Here is a 16,590-nt window from a genome sequence, read left to right on the forward strand (position 1 = left end):
CTAAATTCTCTGTAAGATCCTAGAGGCCTGTAAATTCTTCCAGGTGGAGAAAAATGATTGAAAACAGCGAATTATCTGTTAAGAAAAGTTTAAAGGTGTCGGTTTAAGTGCTGGGAAGACAGCATCTGATGCTTTCAGTAGCAACTGCTACAGTGCTTCTTATTCCTTTTATCCAGTCCTATCAGGGCTTTGTACTTGTTGCATTTGTCGGCACGGCGATAGGATCGCTGATTCCGGATGTCGATGCTGCGGATGCTTCTGTGTTCCACAGGCATATCAGAGGCCTTGATTCTGAGCCAGGGAAAGCAGTAGGAAGTTTTATCGGGCCTGTACTCCCTGTATTCGGGTATACAACGAAGTATATGATTTACAGGCCTCTTGTCTGGCTTTTCAATCTTTTTTCAGTGAACTACAGCTTCCATGATAGTCACAGAAGTTTCTCACATTCTATCATAGGTGTTTTTGCTATGACGTCTGTGACAGGCCTGTATATTTCTCCTGTGCTGATGTATCTCGGATTTTTTTCCGTTCCTCATTTGGCAGTTTTTCTTTCGGCCTATGCTTTCGGTGCGTTGCTTCACATGCTGGAGGACAGCTGTACGAAAAGCGGGATTGCCTGGAACGAGCCGTTCTCCAGCAGAAAACTGAAAGGAGATCTGACGACAGGAGAGGATATCAGAAAGCCCCGTATACTTCTCTACATGCTTGGAGGCCTTACTGTGCCTGTCTTCTATCTTTCTTTTGTCTCGAGTAGAGGCCTTGAACTTTTCGAGGTATCGCTTCTGAGTTTTGCTCTTGTGTCTCTTGCATGGATAATATTCATGGCTTTCGTGGATGTCAGGATAGAATAGGAACTTTTTTTGAAAAATTATATTAGCCGTCCGGCCTCTGTTCTATACGTGAATCTGCGAAAATCCGGTAAAACAATTTTACTTGTATCTCTGCTGGCTTTTGTAGCAGCTGTCTCGCTAGGCCAGAACTCTTTCTGTGACTCCACTGGAACGAACTCGGAATGTATAATAAATCAGAGTCACGGCCTGTACACGGATGAATACGGATTCTCTTCAGTCTTTGTCTCAGAGGCCTCAGCTATTTTCACTTCTGAGGGGATGGCGAACATCCAGATATTCAACGAATCGTTTATCTCGGGTCTGTGGGAGGGAAGTTTCAACATCTCCGCTGACAGGCCTAAAGTTGTTTCAGGAGCCAGTTTCAGGCCTTTAAGCGGAAGGATAATCGTCGGGAGTCCTGTGCCTGATGAGATGCCGGATACATACGTTGAAGCATGCAGTAATGTCTCTGGTTCAAGCGGTGTCTACACTATTAATCCTGAAGGCGTCCAGGAGTTCGAGGCCTACTGTGATATGGAGACTGACGGTGGAGGCTGGACACTGGTCGCGACGTACGCCGATGATGGAAACGATTACTGGACTTCCAGCAACAGATCGAATATTATATCCGGGAATACGTACGGGACAGTTCAGGAAGGAATAAATGATCAGGACTACCAGTCAGAGGCCTACACAGAGATAAACGCGGATGAAGTCATGGTCAGGAGGGGAGATAATCCAGACAAGTATCTGATCTACGGTACTGTACTGGATAATCAGTCGCTTGAGTCTCGTTATCCCGGCGGAGAAACTGTGGTTGGAGATTTCCATCCGTGGGAGGCCTCAGGTTCCTGGTGGCGCCAGTGTGGAACAGATCTTGCTTTAAGACTTCAGACACCGGACAGCGATGATGGAGAATCCTGGAACGGAGCACACGGAGGATACGGCTTCTACTGGGAGAGCGTCAACAACGGGGACTGCAGGTGGGACGATTATGCCGGAGGAGTCTACGGAGACGACGGCGCATGGGGAATGTACAGTGAAAACACGTGGAACAGAGGCCTCTTCTACGAGCAGAACTACGGAGGATCAAGCATGGAGGTCTTCGTCAGGAAAGAGCCACAGCAGTACGAGTACAAGGGAATAGATAAAGGATACGTCAGCGGAAACCTGGAATGGCACGCAAACCAGTGGGGAGGATCCAGTAACACCGGAGAAATCGATATCACGTGTCCGGGAGGCGACAGCTCCTGCTGGTTCTACTCACAGGGCAAAAACTTTACAGGAACTGATATACAGAGCATAAATAATGGTATAGCTGTAGCAGAGGGCGGAAGCACTGATTACAGGATTATGTACTCGGCTGAAAGCGTCCACTCAAGATTCAACTCGAATCCTCACAACAGTAACGCAGACCACTTCATAGCCGTTCACTACAGTGGAAACGGGCGCTGGACGTACGACGACAACGGCAACCTCAACACGTTCATCCCGAGAAAAACAGATATAATCCTCGGAGAGTTCACCGAAGGAGTCTCAAACCTCAACACGTACGAAGGCCAGGAATAGAACGGATAATTTCCCTTTTTTAAGCTCCTTCACAACTATTAAAAATTGTTGTTACTTTATAGTAAATATGAATCTTTCCCGTCGTGAACTTCTGAAGACGACCGGTGCGATGCTTGCCGCAGGCGCTACAGCCACAAGCAATCCAAGGCCTGAAGGAGCATCTGCGGGATTTGAAGAGCTCCGGGAAAGCGTTGAAGACAGAAGAAGTTTCCGGGAGGAAAACGCCGGAGCAACTATATACCTTGGAAGTGCAGATACTCTGGATAAAAGCGTATCCGGAGGATCAGTATACGATAACACTGATTTCAACGATGTCGAGAGGATGCTTGAAGAAGGAAAAAGGCCTGAGGAAGTAGTCTCGTCCGATAGCTCTGAACTTCATCACTCCGGTGGAGATTCAGCTCAAGTTGTTAGAGAACGAAGCGAAGAAGTCAAACTTGTATACATGTCCGAAGATGGAGAAAGGCCTCTTGAAAGCTATGCTGAATCTCTTCAGCAGGCCTTCCGGCAGCTTGATCCATCCGTAGATATTGATGTAACAGTAGAGACTGTGCAGCCGGATCAGGAAGATGTTGAATCTCTTGAAGATGTTTCTTCAGGGGAGTTCGAAGGCCTGAAAGCTGATCTTGATCTGAAGAACAAGTACTCCGGGAGAGGACAGGAGCCTGTCTTCCTTGTTGAGAGTGATATACTTCCTGATGCAGGAGGTGTCTCCGACTACATGACAGGAGTGGCTTTTGTCGAGCTTACAGAGGACGAGGCCTGGAACAGACACGTCGTCAATCATGAGACAGGTCATTCACTGCTGGGGCTGCCGCATCATTTTCATGAAGACGGTGCGATGAGCTACAATCCTGAAGCGAACAGGGATGAAAGCTTCCATCCAAGAAGCAGGATGATGGCGAAAGCTTTACTCACAGGACAGACAGATTACAACGTCAGGGACAGAACAGTTACAGGCATATTCGACGGAGAGCAGAAGGAGAAAAGATACAAACAGATTGATATAATGCATAACTCCCGTGATCTCGGAACAGAGGCCGTGACACAGGATTTCTTCCATCATCTGGAGACCTACGTGGAACAGGTACTGGGATACGACATGAGTTCCTGGGAGCCTGAAAGACATGAAATAGTGGAGGAAGATGATGGAGTCTACGACATCGCGGTATACAGCCACAGGGATGGATCAGAGATGCAGCTGAAAGTGGACAGTTACATCGAGGAAATGAAGCTTGAAAATTAGAGATACAAAAAATTCTCCACAAAAAAGAGATTATGGATCTTCCGGAAAAACTGAACGAAGTTAAAGGCGTCAAAAACGTGAAAAACCGTGACTCAGGCCTCAGAATCAATCTATTCACAGAGCCTGTCGGGACTGACGCCGAAAAAATCAGAGGAGATCTCAGAAGTATCAGCCAGAGAATCCGGAAAAAACTGGAACAGGCCCGTGAAAACGGCGAGATAAACGGATGGGACTGGAAAATCAAGCCGAAGAAAAGATACACAGAGACAGGCCTAGGGAACACAGTTAAAGACAGAAAGGAGAAAGGATACAGTCCCGCATACTACGTGGTATCAATCAGGTGAAACGTGTCTCGTAGTCATTTTTCTCTGCAAAATACTTCAGAACTTTTAACTCCGATTCAGAGGCCTTTATACGGTAGTTCGAGCTTCTTCCGCCGTATTTCTCTACTACGTCGAGTTCCTTCATCGCACGCATGAACGGAGCTGTACCTGACTCGACGTCGCTGGAGGCCAGTGCAGATCTCAGAGGATTCTGCTCCACATCAAGAATCTCCTGCAGTGCTTCAGGCCTTGAAAGCATACTGGAGTAGACATGAGGATTACTTGTTTCCAGGGCGTCTACTCTGTCGAGGAGATATGCCAAGTCCTTGATCTCGTCTACGTCCGCATCCTCCAGGATGAAGTTTTCACTGCCGTAGCCGTTTTCGGATCTGTTCCTGACATGGCCTTCAAGTATATCCCCTGTAAAGTTTTCAGGCCTGAAACTGAATCCTTCCTCCAGTTCCTGGATGCAGTACTCCCATAACTCTTCAGGAGGATTCGAGGAAGCGTTTCTGTAATCTACAGCTTTGCGTTTCTCCACATCAGCTTTCTCCGCTAACTCCTCAGTACTGAAGCTTCTGAAGACAAGTTTCTGGACTTCATCATCGACATCGACACGTCTACCCCACCTGTTGTACCTGTCGTTCACAAAGGCCTCTGGATCAGACAGATCAAGCACAGGAACAGTATCAAATACAGATAGTATACGTCCTGCACGATCAATATCAACTGTCTGACGCTCGCCGTCCCTGTAATCGTATACGCTCTGTATATCAAGATTCAGGGCCTCTCTCAAGTCGGAATCCGTCTGGAAGTATACGTCGAGGCCTTCAAAGATCGCGGCCCATTCCTGGGGGTCTATATCGACGGCGAGAGACGAAACCATACCAGGACAGATGCGACGTCAACAGATAAAAACACTTCCACAGTCCCTGATTTAAATCTCGGGAACACAGTGAATACTCAGATGGGCCTTCAGGACTATCACTGGACGCAGAAAGATCTCAGGCATACAGAATACGCCGGAAAATACGTTACACACAGCCGTGTCAACAGAAACTCTGTAGTCGAACAGCTGACACACGAGGAAGTAGATCTCGAACTCGGGGAACACACACTTGAATACGAAGGCGAGAAAATGAACGTCCGACTCGACGTCAACACCCGATGGGCCTCATTCATGTACGACGAAAAATTCGAACAGCAACTCGGAGAAGAAAACTTCGAAGACGTCATACTCCACTTCATAACACCGGACGAATACAAGTTCCACACAGCACTCGACGGAGCCTGAAATCTTCCTGAAGTAATACTAGATGATCTCCATGGACTTAGCCCACGTCCATCCTCACAGATAACCATTAAAATTCTTCACAGTAAACCACTTTCATGGCTTCTCTAGATCAGAAACAGAAAAGAGAAAAAGTCCAGGAACTTCTCAAAGAAATTGATTCTCCAGAAAAAGTTTACGAGTTCTTCGAGGAAATAGGATACGAAAACTCGACGAGAGACCCGAGCTACAAGAGAGATATATCCGAATTCAATTTTAAAGAAAAAGCGGAAGATAAACTGGAAAACATCTATACTGTACTAGATTACCAGGATGAGATAACTGTTCTTCTGATCGAAACCGAGAGCCTATCCAAGACTCACGTAAGGTATGTTACAGAGAGATTAGCCCGTAAATTCAATTATATTCTGCCAATATTCACTTCAGATTTCAGGAAATATCAGTTCGTATTCCCGACATTTGACGAAACCACTCCAGGAGAAATCGACATCCAGCTGACAACACTTGAAGTAGACTCGGAGAATGTGTTTTATTCTGATGCAGACGCTTTGAGTAAGATCTGGCTGGAAGAGGAAAGAAACTTTCCGCATGTCTGGAACCAGTGGGAAAAGGCCTTCAGCATCGACAAAGTCACGGAACAGTTCTTTGAAGACTACCAAGAACAGTTCTTCCACATAAGGGGAAAAGTACTTGAACAAGTCGATGATGTCCACGACGCACACGAGTATACGCTGCAGTTTATGAACCGGATGATGTTCGTCTACTTCGTCGACAAGAAAGGATGGCTAGAAGGAGAAGAAGGCGAATCCTATATTCAATGGCTCTGGGACAAATATCGGAAACAAGGAGGCCTGCAAAATGACTCTGATGAGTTCTACAACGAATGGCTGGATGATTTGTTCCACAAAGCATTCAACAACAAGTTTACAGGTAACCCTGAACTACCGCAGGAAGTAAACCAGTCATTCCAGAGAGCACCATACCTCAACGGAGGCCTATTCAGAGAAAACTCTCTGAGCAAGCTCGATGTAGAACTGGAAGACTCAGTAATCGAAGATATAATCCACGACTTCTTCGAAAGATACAACTTCACAATCAAAGAAGACAGCCCAGTCGACAAAGAAGTAGCAGTAGACCCACAAATGATCGGATATGTGTATGAGTCGCTGTCCAATGTAGCAGAACAACTAGAAGACCTGGACAAGGATTCCAGGAAAGAATTCGGCATATTCTACACACCAAAAGAAGAAGTCTACTTCATGGTCAGAAGATCTCTAGTAGAATACTTGGAGAATAATACAGGCCTCTCCAAAAACAAGATCTACAAACTAGTATTCGCAGAAGGAGACGAAGAAAAGAAAGAAACACGGAAAGAATTCACAGAAGAAGAACTCGAACAAGTCAAATACACTCTCCAGGACATGAAATCTGTTGATCCTGCCTGTGGATCAGGAGCATTCCTAGTCGGAATAATCGATGTAATATCAGAGATCTTCGAACAAATCGAGAAAAAACAAGGCTCCGATTTGAACATGTTCGAAGCCAAAAAAGAAATAATACAAAACTCGATTTACGGAGTAGATGTCAAAGACTGGGCTATCAACGCCTCAGAACTAAGACTCTTCCTACAACTACTGATCGAGACAGATATACCGAAAGAAGAAATCCAGAGAAAAGCACTCTTGCCAAACCTCAGGGCTAACTTGCGTGTAGGAGACTCACTGGTACAGGACATCGACGGAATCTTCTTCGACCTCCGAGAGAATCAACTGGAAGGCATCACGAAAAGCCACATGGAAGAAATCCAGAAACACAAATCCAAGTTCTTCGAAGACCGCAGCAAATCCAAATACGACGGCATAGCAGACATCCAAACAGACGAAATCAAGTTCTTCCAAAGAGCAATCGACGACAAAATAGAAGAACTAGAAGAAAAACTGGAAGAAGACGAATCCAAACAACAAACACTCAACGGAGAAACCAAAGAACCCTCCGGAAACGAAAAACGCCAAATCACCCGGCAGAAAAAAGAAACGAGGAAAAGAATCGAAAAACTGGAAGAACTGAAACAGGATATCATCCAGGAACAGGACAAAATGCCGATGCTCTGGGAAGTCGCCTTCGCAGAAGTATTCAACAACAACGGCGGCTTCGACCTCTTGATAGGGAATCCTCCATATGTCCGACAAGAAGACATCGCACCACCAAACATGGACCCGAACAATGTCTCTAAACAGGACAAGAAAGACTACAAAAACAAGTTAATCGAATCCGTCCAGAACAGGATGCCACAAGTCGAGAAGATTTCCAAGAGAAGCGACCTATACATCTACTTCTACTTCCACGGCCTCTCACTGATCAACGACGAAGGAACATTTGCCTTTATTACATCCAACTCCTGGCTCGATGTAGGATACGGAAAAGAACTCCAACAATTCCTCTGCAAACATGTACCAATCAAAGGAATCTACAACAACAAAAACAACCGAAGCTTCGAACACGCCGATGTCAACACAGTAATATCAATATTCGGAGCACCAAACTTCGAAACCAAAAGCTTCGACGGATGGGAAATCGACACAGACCGATGGCCAGAAACAGACCACAACGCACAGTTTGTAACTTTCAAGAAACCGTACAGGGAAGCAGTCAGCGCCGACAACATGATCGCACTCGAAAACGACACCCACTACGACAAAAACATCCAACTCGACCGCTCAAGTTTTGAGCTTTACAACACTCAAGACCTCCGCTCCGTCCAAATAACACAAGGAAACCTACTCGAAGACGGCTGGCAATACCCAGAAAACTACGAAGGAGAGGCCTTCACTAAAGGCAAGTATGATGGAAACAAGTGGGGTGGCAAATTCCTCAAAGCTCCTGATGCATTCTATAAAATTCTAAATAGGGCTTCTGGGAATATCACAGAACTCGGCGACTTCATGGATATCAGATCAGGATGCTATTCCGGAATTAACGACTTCTTCTATTTAGATGAAGAGGAAGTGGAAGAATGGGATCTGGAGGATGAATACATAGTTGATTTATTCAAATCGCCGAAGGAATCAGATCAGATTGAACTAGAAGAAGAGAACTTAAAGAAAAAAGTTCTACTCTGTAGAGATGATCTAGAGACTGTGAAGGAAAAGGCTCCAAATACCTACGATTATATCGAGTGGGGAAGCAACCAGGAGAGAGAATCTAAGCAGAAAACTTCTGCAGGCACGCCGTGGCCTGAAGTGCCTTCGGTGAACAGTAGATCTCCTGGTTGGTGGGCTATTCCCAATATTGACCCTGTAAATATTTTCATGATCTATGGAATCAATCAAAGATACATATTTTGGCACAGCGAAGAAGCAAAGATTAGCGACAGAAGGCTGCACATGGCCAATTTAACAACAGATAAGATATCAAGCAAGAAAATTGTTGCTGTGTTAAACTCGACTATTACGCCTTTGATGATCGAGCTGATAGGAAGAAGTAACCTTGGTCAAGGTGCTCTGGACTTTGCAACAACAGACGCAAATGATATCCTCTTCCCAGATCCTGAAATGATAGATAGTATTGACCTACAAGAGGACACTATAGAAGACTTCTTCAATAGAGAGATAAAAGGAATTTTCGAAGAAGTAGGTCTTGAAAGAGGAAAGCCAATAAGAGAACAGGAACCAGAAATAAAAGACGATAGAAAGAAAGTAGACGATGCCGTGTTTGATGCGTTGGGGCTTTCTGAGGGTGAGAGGAAGGAGGTTTACTGGAGTGTTGCCGAGTTGGTGAAGGCCCGGCTGGATAAAGCGGAGAGTGTATAGATTATGGCTCAAGCTGCTGGACCTCAAAATAGTTTTGAAAGGATTATAGAAGGGATTTTTGCACTCTTTGTGCTGTTTATTTTTGGTACAGAGGTTTTCCCTGAACTGTTGCAGACTCTAGATTATCCTCTTTCGCCTTTCGTCATCTATGGCTCTTTGTTTTTGGCAGGTGTTGCTATTCTCTTGAGTATTGTAGGTGAGTTCTCTAGATGATTAGGAACGAGATTTCTACGGGCGCAATTCTGACGATCGTATTTGCAGGTGCGTATATGGCTATTTCTACTATTTGGGGTTCAGAACTTTCCAGTCTTGGTAAGATGACCTATACTAACACAGTGTTGATTTTCCTTGCTGTGCTTGTATTTGGAGTTGTTAGAGGAGGAAATTATATCGAGAACTATATGACAAATAAAAGTGAGTAAAATTAATTGAGTTTCTATTAACTTCTTCCAAAAATTTGTAAAGGCTTATTGAGGGCCTCTCAGTAGAATAGAAGACTTTACCTAAACTTCAGAAACTACAAGTAGAAGATCCGCCAGTATCAGCAGAAGGCCTATTCCGTATATTTCTGCTGAGCTTTTACTCTGGAATTTCCGGTTGGTGACTTCTTTGTTGTTTAGGCTGGCGACGAGGATTATTACTAGGCCTGCTAGTGATAGTGTTCCTATTCGGTAGGAGAGCGGTATTGAGATGTTTCTGTGGATTACTGGTGTTGAGAGGCCTCTAAGTAATATGGCTGCAGATATTATTTCTGTTGCTGATGTCTTGGATTGAAAGTTTCCACGGCTCAGGAATGCGTTGTGTCCTGTAGAGTAGATGAAGGATGTGGCTAGGCCTAAAATAGATCCTGTGATTATCAGAGCCAGGTTTTGGTCTATCCAGGTGATCATATCTGTAGTTTTTAGAGAAAATTTTTCTTTTATCGTGGCATAAAGGTTGCAAAGATTGTAAATTTCTGCCCTTTTCATTATGGTTTGTGAATTATGTAGAGGAGAAGTTTTGGTATCCGAGTATTGATTATATTGATACTAAGCATTCTGATATTTTGGATGATAATCCGGATAAGTATCCTGGTGAGAAGATTCCTCCAATTAATTTGATTGATGTTTTACATGAGGCTAGAGTTGAGCCTGGAGTTTATAGAAAGGCTGCTGTTTTGTTTAAGGAGATTAGCAGAAGGCATGTGTATGAGGATGGGAATACTACTACCGCAATTCTTATAACAATTGACTTCCTAAATGAGAATAACAGGGAATTTGCTCCTGAAGATCAAGATTTGACTGCTAAGGTTGGCAATAATCATGGCCAATTTAAAATTAGCGAAATAGCTGATTTCCTGAAAACAGGTGAGATTAATGAAGAAAGACTCCCAAAATAAGAAGTCTGAATGGCATGAGCATAATAAGAAGCAGCTTGAGAAGTATGAAGAGCTCGTTGAGAAGTTGAAATAGAGAAATTTTTCTAGTTTTGATTTTCCTCAAATTCCAGGCCTTCTATCTGTATTTCTTCAAACTCGAAAACTGGTTCTTTGCTTCTGCCTTGGTCTTTTAGGTCTATTATGCCGTGTTGGTAGAGTTTTTTGATGTCTTGTGAGGTGTTTTTCTTGTCTCTTCCGAGTTCTTCGGTTAGTTCTGTGATTGAGTCGAATTCCTGTTCTGAAAGTGTTTGCAGTAGTTCTCTTCTTTTCTCTGTCAAGAGCTTTTGAGCAATTGAAAATTTTAGGATTACAGTTTTTTTCTCTGTTTCTTTGAATTTTTCTTCTATTTCTGATTCTGAGAAGTTCGGTATTTTTTCTTCAGATTCTGATATTTTTTGTTCAACTTCTCGTATTTCTTTACCTATATCTAGCTCTGTTCCTTTTAGATCTGTCTTTACATCGTTTAGCTTCTTTTCTTTGTTTTCTTTCTTTGAGCTGTATTCCATTAGTATCTCCTTCAAGTTCTCAAGTTTAGCTAGTAGGTCAGTTTTTTGTCATCTAACTGTCTTTGGTTTGTCTCCTATCTGTCTATTGTAAACACAGCTTTTTTATTGTTGGTGTTTGACACCAAACATATGAGTGAGTTGCCGGACGCAGTGGAGGAGAGGTATCCTCTAGAGTATATTGAGGAGTTAGAGAAGACTCCTATCATATTGATGAAAGGGATTCCAGATATTCAGACGCCTTTCAAGTGGGCTGTGATGCTGGAATCAAGGGAATACAGCCTGGAGAATGCTTCTACGGAGACACATGAGATCGCAAGGATCGATAATTACCACAAGAATAAGCCAACACATATACACCGTAAGTTTGAGGAAGGAGAACCAGAAGAAGAGATGCGGCATCTCTCATTCCATGAAGCACGAGAGTATCTAGAAGACAACTGTGAAGAATTCCTGAAGAAATACTTCGAGGAATAAAATAGGTCTGAAATTTGACGAATAAAGTGTAATTTCTCATCTAACACTTTTGGCGGAAAGTGTGAATTCACAGATTACACTTTTCGAGTACTGAATAGGAGGGAAGTTACAGGAATTACGGAGAAGTCGTAATTAGAAGTGTTTCTTTATAAGCTGAGAACGGTGTTTACGGTTTTATCGTAATTTAGCCAATTTCCTTCTCTGTTTTCTTCAGCAGTCTTTCTGCTGATTTGATGGCTCTGTCGGCGTCTTTCTGAGAAACTGATTTGTTTCTGTACTGGATATCTGTTTTCTCGTTTACGACCCATTTCTTGACTGAGTCGATGTTTGATTTGAAGTTGTCTGAGATGAGGCCTTCTTCGTAGAGTTTCTGTAGTTGGTTGGCGGTTTTTGAGTGGTCTTGGTTGGTTTCGCCTCTGTATTCGAGCATGAGTGCGTCGATGGATTTGATCATTGCCATGATGCAGCTGACGATTACAGGATTCCAGGTATCGTTTTCCAAGGCTTTTTCGTACTGCTTGTTGGCGGCCTCTATGTAGGATTCTGCTTCTTCAAGAGATTCTTCAATCCTCGAACTCAAGTTCCTCGCCCTCCAGTACTATTCCATCTGTTTTTACATTGGTTTCGAATCTTTTGCCGTGAACTAGATTGTTTCTGAACTCTTCAACACTTTCTACCACAGGCACTAACTCAAAGTCAAGGTGAAGCTTTTTCGCTTCTTTCCTGGCTTGTTCTTTGATATCTTCAGTTCCTGTATAACCTTCAACTAGGATCAGAATATCAACATCTGAGTTAGGGCCTGCTGTCCCTCGAGCTACCGAGCCGAATAAAATGATTGATCTAATCTCATCTTTCAGACCAGAGTTTTCATAGAATTTTTCAGCCCATTCTCTCGCTGTTTCCTCTAGAGGCGTATTATCCGCTCTTAGAAGTGTTTTGATCACTTCATGATATCTTGAGTCTTGATTGTACTGGACCAGGTATGTGCGGCCTTTTTTCTGGAAACTTACTATATCAAACTCCTCTAGTTCTCTCAGAAAATTGTTTACACTGTTGTACGATCCGGAAACTTTCTCTGCTAACTCATTCACTGTGAACATGTAACCTGGATTTTCTAGAAGATGCTCCAGAACCTCCTGCTTATAGCCTGAAACAAGCAAATTCATGAAATTTTTTCTTTTAGAGCCTGCCGTAACAGATCCCATGATTCAGACTTCAACTCAAAAATTTAAAAATGTTTGCACTTTTTTGAGCAAGTTCTCAATTTTTTGAATATATCCTCATTTTGTTGAAATAAGTGGTTTTTCGGTATTTTGCTAGGCTTAATGAATATGTTCTTCTAAATCGTAAGTATGATTGAAGGCCCCGAGTTAGAGGATTTTCTGGAGGCACATGAGCTGGCAGGACAGGTCAGTGAGATCCGGACGCCTGGTTTTAAGCAGTCTACTGAGAAAGGTATGAGGAAGTTGGCTGGTGTCGTTAATGATGCAAAGGAGTTTGAAGATCCCTATAGATTGGCGGCTTTCATTTTGATTGAGACTATTAATAAGCATGCTTTCAATGATGGCAATCACAGAACTGCATGGATTGTAGCTAAAAAGGTTCTTAGGAAGAATAAAGAGGAGATGCGGGTAGAGAAGATTAAATCGTTTGATGAAATAGAAAGCGATTTAAAATCCGAGGTTAAATTCAAGGATGTGGATCAAGTTTCTAGCTGGATCCGCACAGGTGATTTCCAATGACTGAAGCTGTTACAGAATCGGATATAGAGAAGGCGAAGAAGGATTTTGATAGAAGGGAAGAGATTAAGCAGATTGTAGAGGAAGACAAGGAATTGCTCAAAAAGTTGGAGTAATTCAGTTTATTTTCTAAGCCTATTTTGGATTACATCTTTAATTTTTCTGTAAAAAGAATCATTTATAGGAGATATTTTGTGAAGAACCGAGAGATAATTGATAACAGCGAGGGGCGTAAGCTTGTAAGTTTTCTGAGAAATAAGCTTGAGGAGAATAAGGACGGCTTTGATGTTGCGACTGCTTTCTTTAACATCGAGGCCTTTTCCATGGTGAAAGATGAGCTTGAAGGGGTAGAAAGATTCAGATTGTTACTTGGTAAGTCTCCGGAGTTTGAGAATGATAGGACTTTAGCTGATGCTATTCAAGAGTTTATTGAGAGCGATGTTGAAGGACTAGAGTTCTCTAGAGAAAATCATGAGGCTGTTGAGGATTTGATCGAGTTTTTGGAGCAGGATAATGTTGAGGTCAGGGTTTATGATGAGAATTTTCTGCATGGTAAGGCCTATATCTGGGATGATGAGATTGTAATCGGTTCTTCCAACTTCACTGCCGCAGGCCTTACAACAAATAATGAGTTGAACTCTGTAGGCCCTGCTTCCAAGGCCAGGTATACACGTGATGAATGGTTTGAAAAGTTCTGGGAGCTAGCCAGGCCTTTCAATGAAGAGCTTATCGAGCTCCTGGATGAATCCCGTTTCGGTACGGAGGAGTACAGTCCTTACCAGGTTTTCATGAAGACTCTATACGAGTATCAAAAGGATGACTTAACTCAGGATCTAGGTTCTGAGGAAAGAGGAGAATCTGATATTGATTTGACAGAGTTCCAGGAAGACGCAGTAAAACGAGTATTCACTCGTATGGAGAAGTACGGTGGCTGCATGGTTGCGGACTCTGTAGGCCTTGGTAAGACCTATATTGCGAAGAGAATGATCGAAGAGTTCGGCTCGATGAGGAAGAAAAATTACTTGATTGTCTCTCCAGCCTCACTTGAAGGTATGTGGACTGAAGAGATGAAAGATATCAATTTGAGTGAGAATATTTTAACTCAGGAAGCTGTTGCCCGTGATAACTGGGAGAGAAAGGCTGAGAAAGCCACAGGCGGTAATCTTGAAGATGTAGAGCTCGTAGTTGTTGATGAGAGCCATAACTTCAGGAATCCGAAGTCTAACCGCTGGGAACACCTATTCACGATACTTAACGAGAAGATTAAAGGCAAAGATAACAAGCCATATGTTCTTTTCTTGACTGCTACTCCTATCAATAACTCTGTCTGGGATCTTTACTGGCAGTTAATGCTTATGCTGGAGCACAACAGAGCTGCTTTCATCAAGGAAGGTATTACAGATCTCTACGAGAAATTCCAGGAAGTTGAGGAAGCTGGCGATCCTTCTCTGCTTAACGACGTCTTAAATGAAATTTCAGTTAGAAGAACCAGAGAATATATTCAGGAGAATTATCCTGATGCAAGTTATGAGGACGAATACGGAAACGAAATTAAACTGAATTTCCCAGAGAGAAAGCTTGATGATATAACCTATGCTCTTGATAAATCCTATCAGGGATACTTTGCCGAAATCTCCAGCAAGATTAAGGATGAGTTGACGATGGCCTATTACCGCCAGCTGGAGTATAAGGATAAGAAGGAGCTGACTCAGGATGAAGAGCTTGAGAGAGGCCGTATGAAAGGTATGCAGGGAATTTTCGAGAAACTGCTTTTGAAGAGGTTAGAGAGCAGTGTCGGTGCTTTCAGGAACAGTATCGATAACCATATTGATTTCCTGCAACAGACGAAGCGGCATATCGATGATGGAAAAGTGATGTCGAAAAGCACATACAGGAAACATATTCTCAAAGTTGAGGAAGAAATTCCAGAGGAAGAGTATAGAGAAGAGCTTGAAAACATTGATTTAGACGAGTACAAATCCGATGAGTTCCTGGAGGATATCCAGAAAGATATTGAAGTATTCAAGGAAATCAAAGATATGATCGAAGATATAGGTTATGAGGAAGATGCCAAGATCCAGACTCTGGAAGAAGAACTCTATCAGATGTCTAGAGACGATCAAATTGTTGTATTCGCATTTTACTCCGATACTATCCAGTATATCTACAATTATCTCTCTAACTCTGAGAAGTTATCCGATAAGAGAATTGAGATGATTACAGGCGATTCTTCTACAACTGATCGTGAGGAAAAGATTGAGGCCTACAGAGAAGATAACCTAGATATTATTCTGAGCACGGATGTTCTTTCGGAAGGTCAGAACCTTCAGAAGGCTAAACATTTGATTAACTACGATCTGCACTGGAATCCGACTAGGATGATTCAGAGAGCTGGAAGAATCGACCGTATAGGAACTCCTCACGACGAAATTATCATCCATAACTTCTTCCCTTCAGATGAGTTGGAAGAACTGCTCGAACTCGTCCAGGTTCTGGAGAACAAGATTTCGGATATTGACCAAGCGGTAGGTATGGACCAAAAGGTCTTGAATGAAGAGATTAATCCGAAGGTCTTCGGTACTACAAGCTCACTGGATGAAGATACCCTGCAGAGGATTAGAGAGAATGACCAAAGCGTCATGGATGAACTTTCAGACGATGCTCTAGGAGGTGGTGAAGGGTTCTGGCAGCCTATAAGAGACTACATGGATCAAAGAGCCCAAGAAGAGTTAGAGAAAATCCCTACAGGAATTTACAGCGGCCATAAAGAAGATGCAAGAGGAATTTTCTTCTACTACCAGTACGGCGATGACTTCCATTACTGGTACTTCTGCGACCTCGAAAACAACAGAATAATTGAAAATAAATCAGAGATTCTGAAGCTTATCTCAGTAAATCCTGATGAAGAAAGGAAAATTCCAGATTTCTTCGATAAAGTCTACGATAAAAGTTCAGATGTCAGAGATGAACTCGAATCTGACTATAAAGCTATTGAGCAGTCCTCTTCCGATGACAAAATGAAAGAGTGGGACAACGAGAGATCCAAGAAGTTCCTGATTAAAATGATAAACTCCCTGAAAAACCAGATCAGACAACACCTCAGAAAATACCCTGATGACGAGGAAGCGCAGGAACAAGTAAGTCACATCCAGGAGAAACTGAAGAAAATCACTTTGACAAAGACCAGAACTTCAGAAGTCAGGAAATACTGGCGTGAATACAAGGGAGAAAACGGTCATGGAGACTGGAAGGAACTCGCAGATCAACTAGAGGACTTCTTAGAAGATAAGACAGAGGCTAGTAATACTGAGCTTGAAGAGTTTGATAATGATGAATTGAAACTGGTTACTGTGGAATTTATTTCATAGATAAAAATCTCTCTTTCT

Annotated in this window: 17 protein-coding genes; 12 read left to right on the forward strand and 5 right to left on the reverse strand. The window is 42.9% G+C overall.

The features are described 5' to 3' along the window. Positions 1–107 precede the first annotated feature (107 nt). From ACK3SF_RS02765 to ACK3SF_RS02780, 4 genes are all read left to right on the forward strand, one after another. On the forward strand, positions 108–851 hold the full coding sequence (locus tag ACK3SF_RS02765; RefSeq protein WP_414838301.1) for a metal-dependent hydrolase: 744 nt from the start codon (positions 108–110) through the stop codon (positions 849–851). Between the two features lie 48 nt (positions 852–899). Beyond that, positions 900–2,399: a fibrinogen-like YCDxxxxGGGW domain-containing protein gene (locus ACK3SF_RS02770; RefSeq protein WP_414838302.1), complete on the forward strand. Its 1,500-nt coding sequence runs from the start codon at positions 900–902 to the stop codon at positions 2,397–2,399. 67 nt (positions 2,400–2,466) lie between these two features. Continuing rightward, entirely contained in the window at positions 2,467–3,645 is a 1,179-nt protein-coding gene (locus ACK3SF_RS02775; protein WP_414838303.1) for a twin-arginine translocation signal domain-containing protein, read from the forward strand. A 32-nt stretch (positions 3,646–3,677) separates the two neighbouring features. Continuing rightward, complete coding sequence (locus ACK3SF_RS02780) at positions 3,678–3,989, forward strand: hypothetical protein (RefSeq protein ID WP_414838304.1); 312 nt, start codon at positions 3,678–3,680, stop codon at positions 3,987–3,989. Here the strand turns inward: ACK3SF_RS02780 and ACK3SF_RS02785 are convergent. Next, positions 3,982–4,854, reverse strand: coding sequence for a hypothetical protein (locus ACK3SF_RS02785; protein WP_414838305.1), 873 nt, complete (start codon positions 4,852–4,854; stop codon positions 3,982–3,984). The two genes, ACK3SF_RS02780 and ACK3SF_RS02785, sit on opposite strands and share 8 nt — an antisense overlap. An 81-nt stretch (positions 4,855–4,935) precedes the next feature. Here ACK3SF_RS02785 and ACK3SF_RS02790 point away from each other — a divergent pair, with 81 nt between their 5' ends. The 4 genes from ACK3SF_RS02790 (at position 4,936) to ACK3SF_RS02805 (ending at position 9,490) form a co-directional block, all read left to right on the forward strand. Next, entirely contained in the window at positions 4,936–5,262 is a 327-nt protein-coding gene (locus ACK3SF_RS02790) for a hypothetical protein (RefSeq protein ID WP_414838306.1), read from the forward strand. 95 nt (positions 5,263–5,357) lie between these two features. Next, positions 5,358–9,068, forward strand: coding sequence for an Eco57I restriction-modification methylase domain-containing protein (locus ACK3SF_RS02795; protein ID WP_414838307.1), 3,711 nt, complete (start codon positions 5,358–5,360; stop codon positions 9,066–9,068). Positions 9,069–9,071: 3 nt separating this feature from the next. Beyond that, complete coding sequence (locus tag ACK3SF_RS02800; protein ID WP_414838308.1) at positions 9,072–9,281, forward strand: hypothetical protein; 210 nt, start codon at positions 9,072–9,074, stop codon at positions 9,279–9,281. Further along, positions 9,278–9,490: a hypothetical protein gene (locus tag ACK3SF_RS02805; protein WP_414838309.1), complete on the forward strand. Its 213-nt coding sequence runs from the start codon at positions 9,278–9,280 to the stop codon at positions 9,488–9,490. The genes ACK3SF_RS02800 and ACK3SF_RS02805 overlap by 4 nt, the downstream gene beginning before the upstream one ends. Positions 9,491–9,571: 81 nt before the next feature. On the opposite strand, the gene ACK3SF_RS02810 is transcribed toward ACK3SF_RS02805, so the two are convergent. After that, positions 9,572–9,958, reverse strand: coding sequence for a hypothetical protein (locus ACK3SF_RS02810; protein WP_414838310.1), 387 nt, complete (start codon positions 9,956–9,958; stop codon positions 9,572–9,574). Between the two features lie 86 nt (positions 9,959–10,044). Here ACK3SF_RS02810 and ACK3SF_RS02815 point away from each other — a divergent pair, with 86 nt between their 5' ends. Beyond that, the gene (locus tag ACK3SF_RS02815; protein ID WP_414838311.1) at positions 10,045–10,446 is read left to right on the forward strand and encodes a hypothetical protein; all 402 of its coding nucleotides are present in this window, start codon (positions 10,045–10,047) and stop codon (positions 10,444–10,446) included. 83 nt (positions 10,447–10,529) lie between these two features. On the opposite strand, the gene ACK3SF_RS02820 is transcribed toward ACK3SF_RS02815, so the two are convergent. Further along, a complete protein-coding gene (locus ACK3SF_RS02820) occupies positions 10,530–10,991 on the reverse strand; it encodes an ArsR family transcriptional regulator (protein ID WP_414838312.1) in 462 nt (153 codons plus the stop codon). 129 nt (positions 10,992–11,120) lie between these two features. Here ACK3SF_RS02820 and ACK3SF_RS02825 point away from each other — a divergent pair, with 129 nt between their 5' ends. Continuing rightward, a complete protein-coding gene (locus ACK3SF_RS02825; RefSeq protein ID WP_414838313.1) occupies positions 11,121–11,465 on the forward strand; it encodes a hypothetical protein in 345 nt (114 codons plus the stop codon). A gap of 184 nt (positions 11,466–11,649) precedes the next feature. On the opposite strand, the gene ACK3SF_RS02830 is transcribed toward ACK3SF_RS02825, so the two are convergent. Both ACK3SF_RS02830 and ACK3SF_RS02835 read right to left on the reverse strand, forming a co-directional pair. After that, on the reverse strand, positions 11,650–12,045 hold the full coding sequence (locus ACK3SF_RS02830) for a HEPN domain-containing protein (RefSeq protein ID WP_414838314.1): 396 nt from the start codon (positions 12,043–12,045) through the stop codon (positions 11,650–11,652). Then, entirely contained in the window at positions 12,029–12,670 is a 642-nt protein-coding gene (locus ACK3SF_RS02835; RefSeq protein WP_414838315.1) for a nucleotidyltransferase domain-containing protein, read from the reverse strand. The genes ACK3SF_RS02830 and ACK3SF_RS02835 overlap by 17 nt, the downstream gene beginning before the upstream one ends. A gap of 147 nt (positions 12,671–12,817) precedes the next feature. On the opposite strand from ACK3SF_RS02835, the gene ACK3SF_RS02840 reads away from it, so the two are divergent. Next, positions 12,818–13,207, forward strand: a complete 390-nt coding sequence (locus tag ACK3SF_RS02840) for a Fic family protein (protein WP_414838316.1) — start codon at positions 12,818–12,820, stop codon at positions 13,205–13,207. Between the two features lie 191 nt (positions 13,208–13,398). Next, complete coding sequence (locus ACK3SF_RS02845) at positions 13,399–16,572, forward strand: helicase-related protein (RefSeq protein WP_414838317.1); 3,174 nt, start codon at positions 13,399–13,401, stop codon at positions 16,570–16,572. Positions 16,573–16,590 lie beyond the last annotated feature (18 nt).

The sequence above is a fragment of the Candidatus Nanosalina sp. VS9-1 genome, from assembly GCF_047555085.1.
In the GTDB taxonomy this organism is placed as follows: Archaea; Nanohalarchaeota; Nanosalinia; order Nanosalinales; family Nanosalinaceae; genus Nanosalina.

Excerpts from the sequence above, each read along its gene's own strand:
- ACK3SF_RS02840 (WP_414838316.1), top strand. The coding sequence starts at position 12,818 with ATGATTGAAGGCCCCGAGTTAGAGGATTTTCTGGAGGCACATGAGCTG.
- ACK3SF_RS02825 (WP_414838313.1), top strand. The coding sequence starts at position 11,121 with ATGAGTGAGTTGCCGGACGCAGTGGAGGAGAGGTATCCTCTAGAGTAT.
- ACK3SF_RS02820 (WP_414838312.1), bottom strand. The coding sequence starts at position 10,991 with ATGGAATACAGCTCAAAGAAAGAAAACAAAGAAAAGAAGCTAAACGAT.
- ACK3SF_RS02795 (WP_414838307.1), top strand. The coding sequence starts at position 5,358 with ATGGCTTCTCTAGATCAGAAACAGAAAAGAGAAAAAGTCCAGGAACTT.
- ACK3SF_RS02780 (WP_414838304.1), top strand. The coding sequence starts at position 3,678 with ATGGATCTTCCGGAAAAACTGAACGAAGTTAAAGGCGTCAAAAACGTG.
- ACK3SF_RS02805 (WP_414838309.1), top strand. The coding sequence starts at position 9,278 with ATGATTAGGAACGAGATTTCTACGGGCGCAATTCTGACGATCGTATTT.
- ACK3SF_RS02835 (WP_414838315.1), bottom strand. The coding sequence starts at position 12,670 with ATGGGATCTGTTACGGCAGGCTCTAAAAGAAAAAATTTCATGAATTTG.
- ACK3SF_RS02800 (WP_414838308.1), top strand. The coding sequence starts at position 9,072 with ATGGCTCAAGCTGCTGGACCTCAAAATAGTTTTGAAAGGATTATAGAA.
- ACK3SF_RS02790 (WP_414838306.1), top strand. The coding sequence starts at position 4,936 with ATGGGCCTTCAGGACTATCACTGGACGCAGAAAGATCTCAGGCATACA.
- ACK3SF_RS02810 (WP_414838310.1), bottom strand. The coding sequence starts at position 9,958 with ATGATCACCTGGATAGACCAAAACCTGGCTCTGATAATCACAGGATCT.
- ACK3SF_RS02785 (WP_414838305.1), bottom strand. The coding sequence starts at position 4,854 with ATGGTTTCGTCTCTCGCCGTCGATATAGACCCCCAGGAATGGGCCGCG.
- ACK3SF_RS02775 (WP_414838303.1), top strand. The coding sequence starts at position 2,467 with ATGAATCTTTCCCGTCGTGAACTTCTGAAGACGACCGGTGCGATGCTT.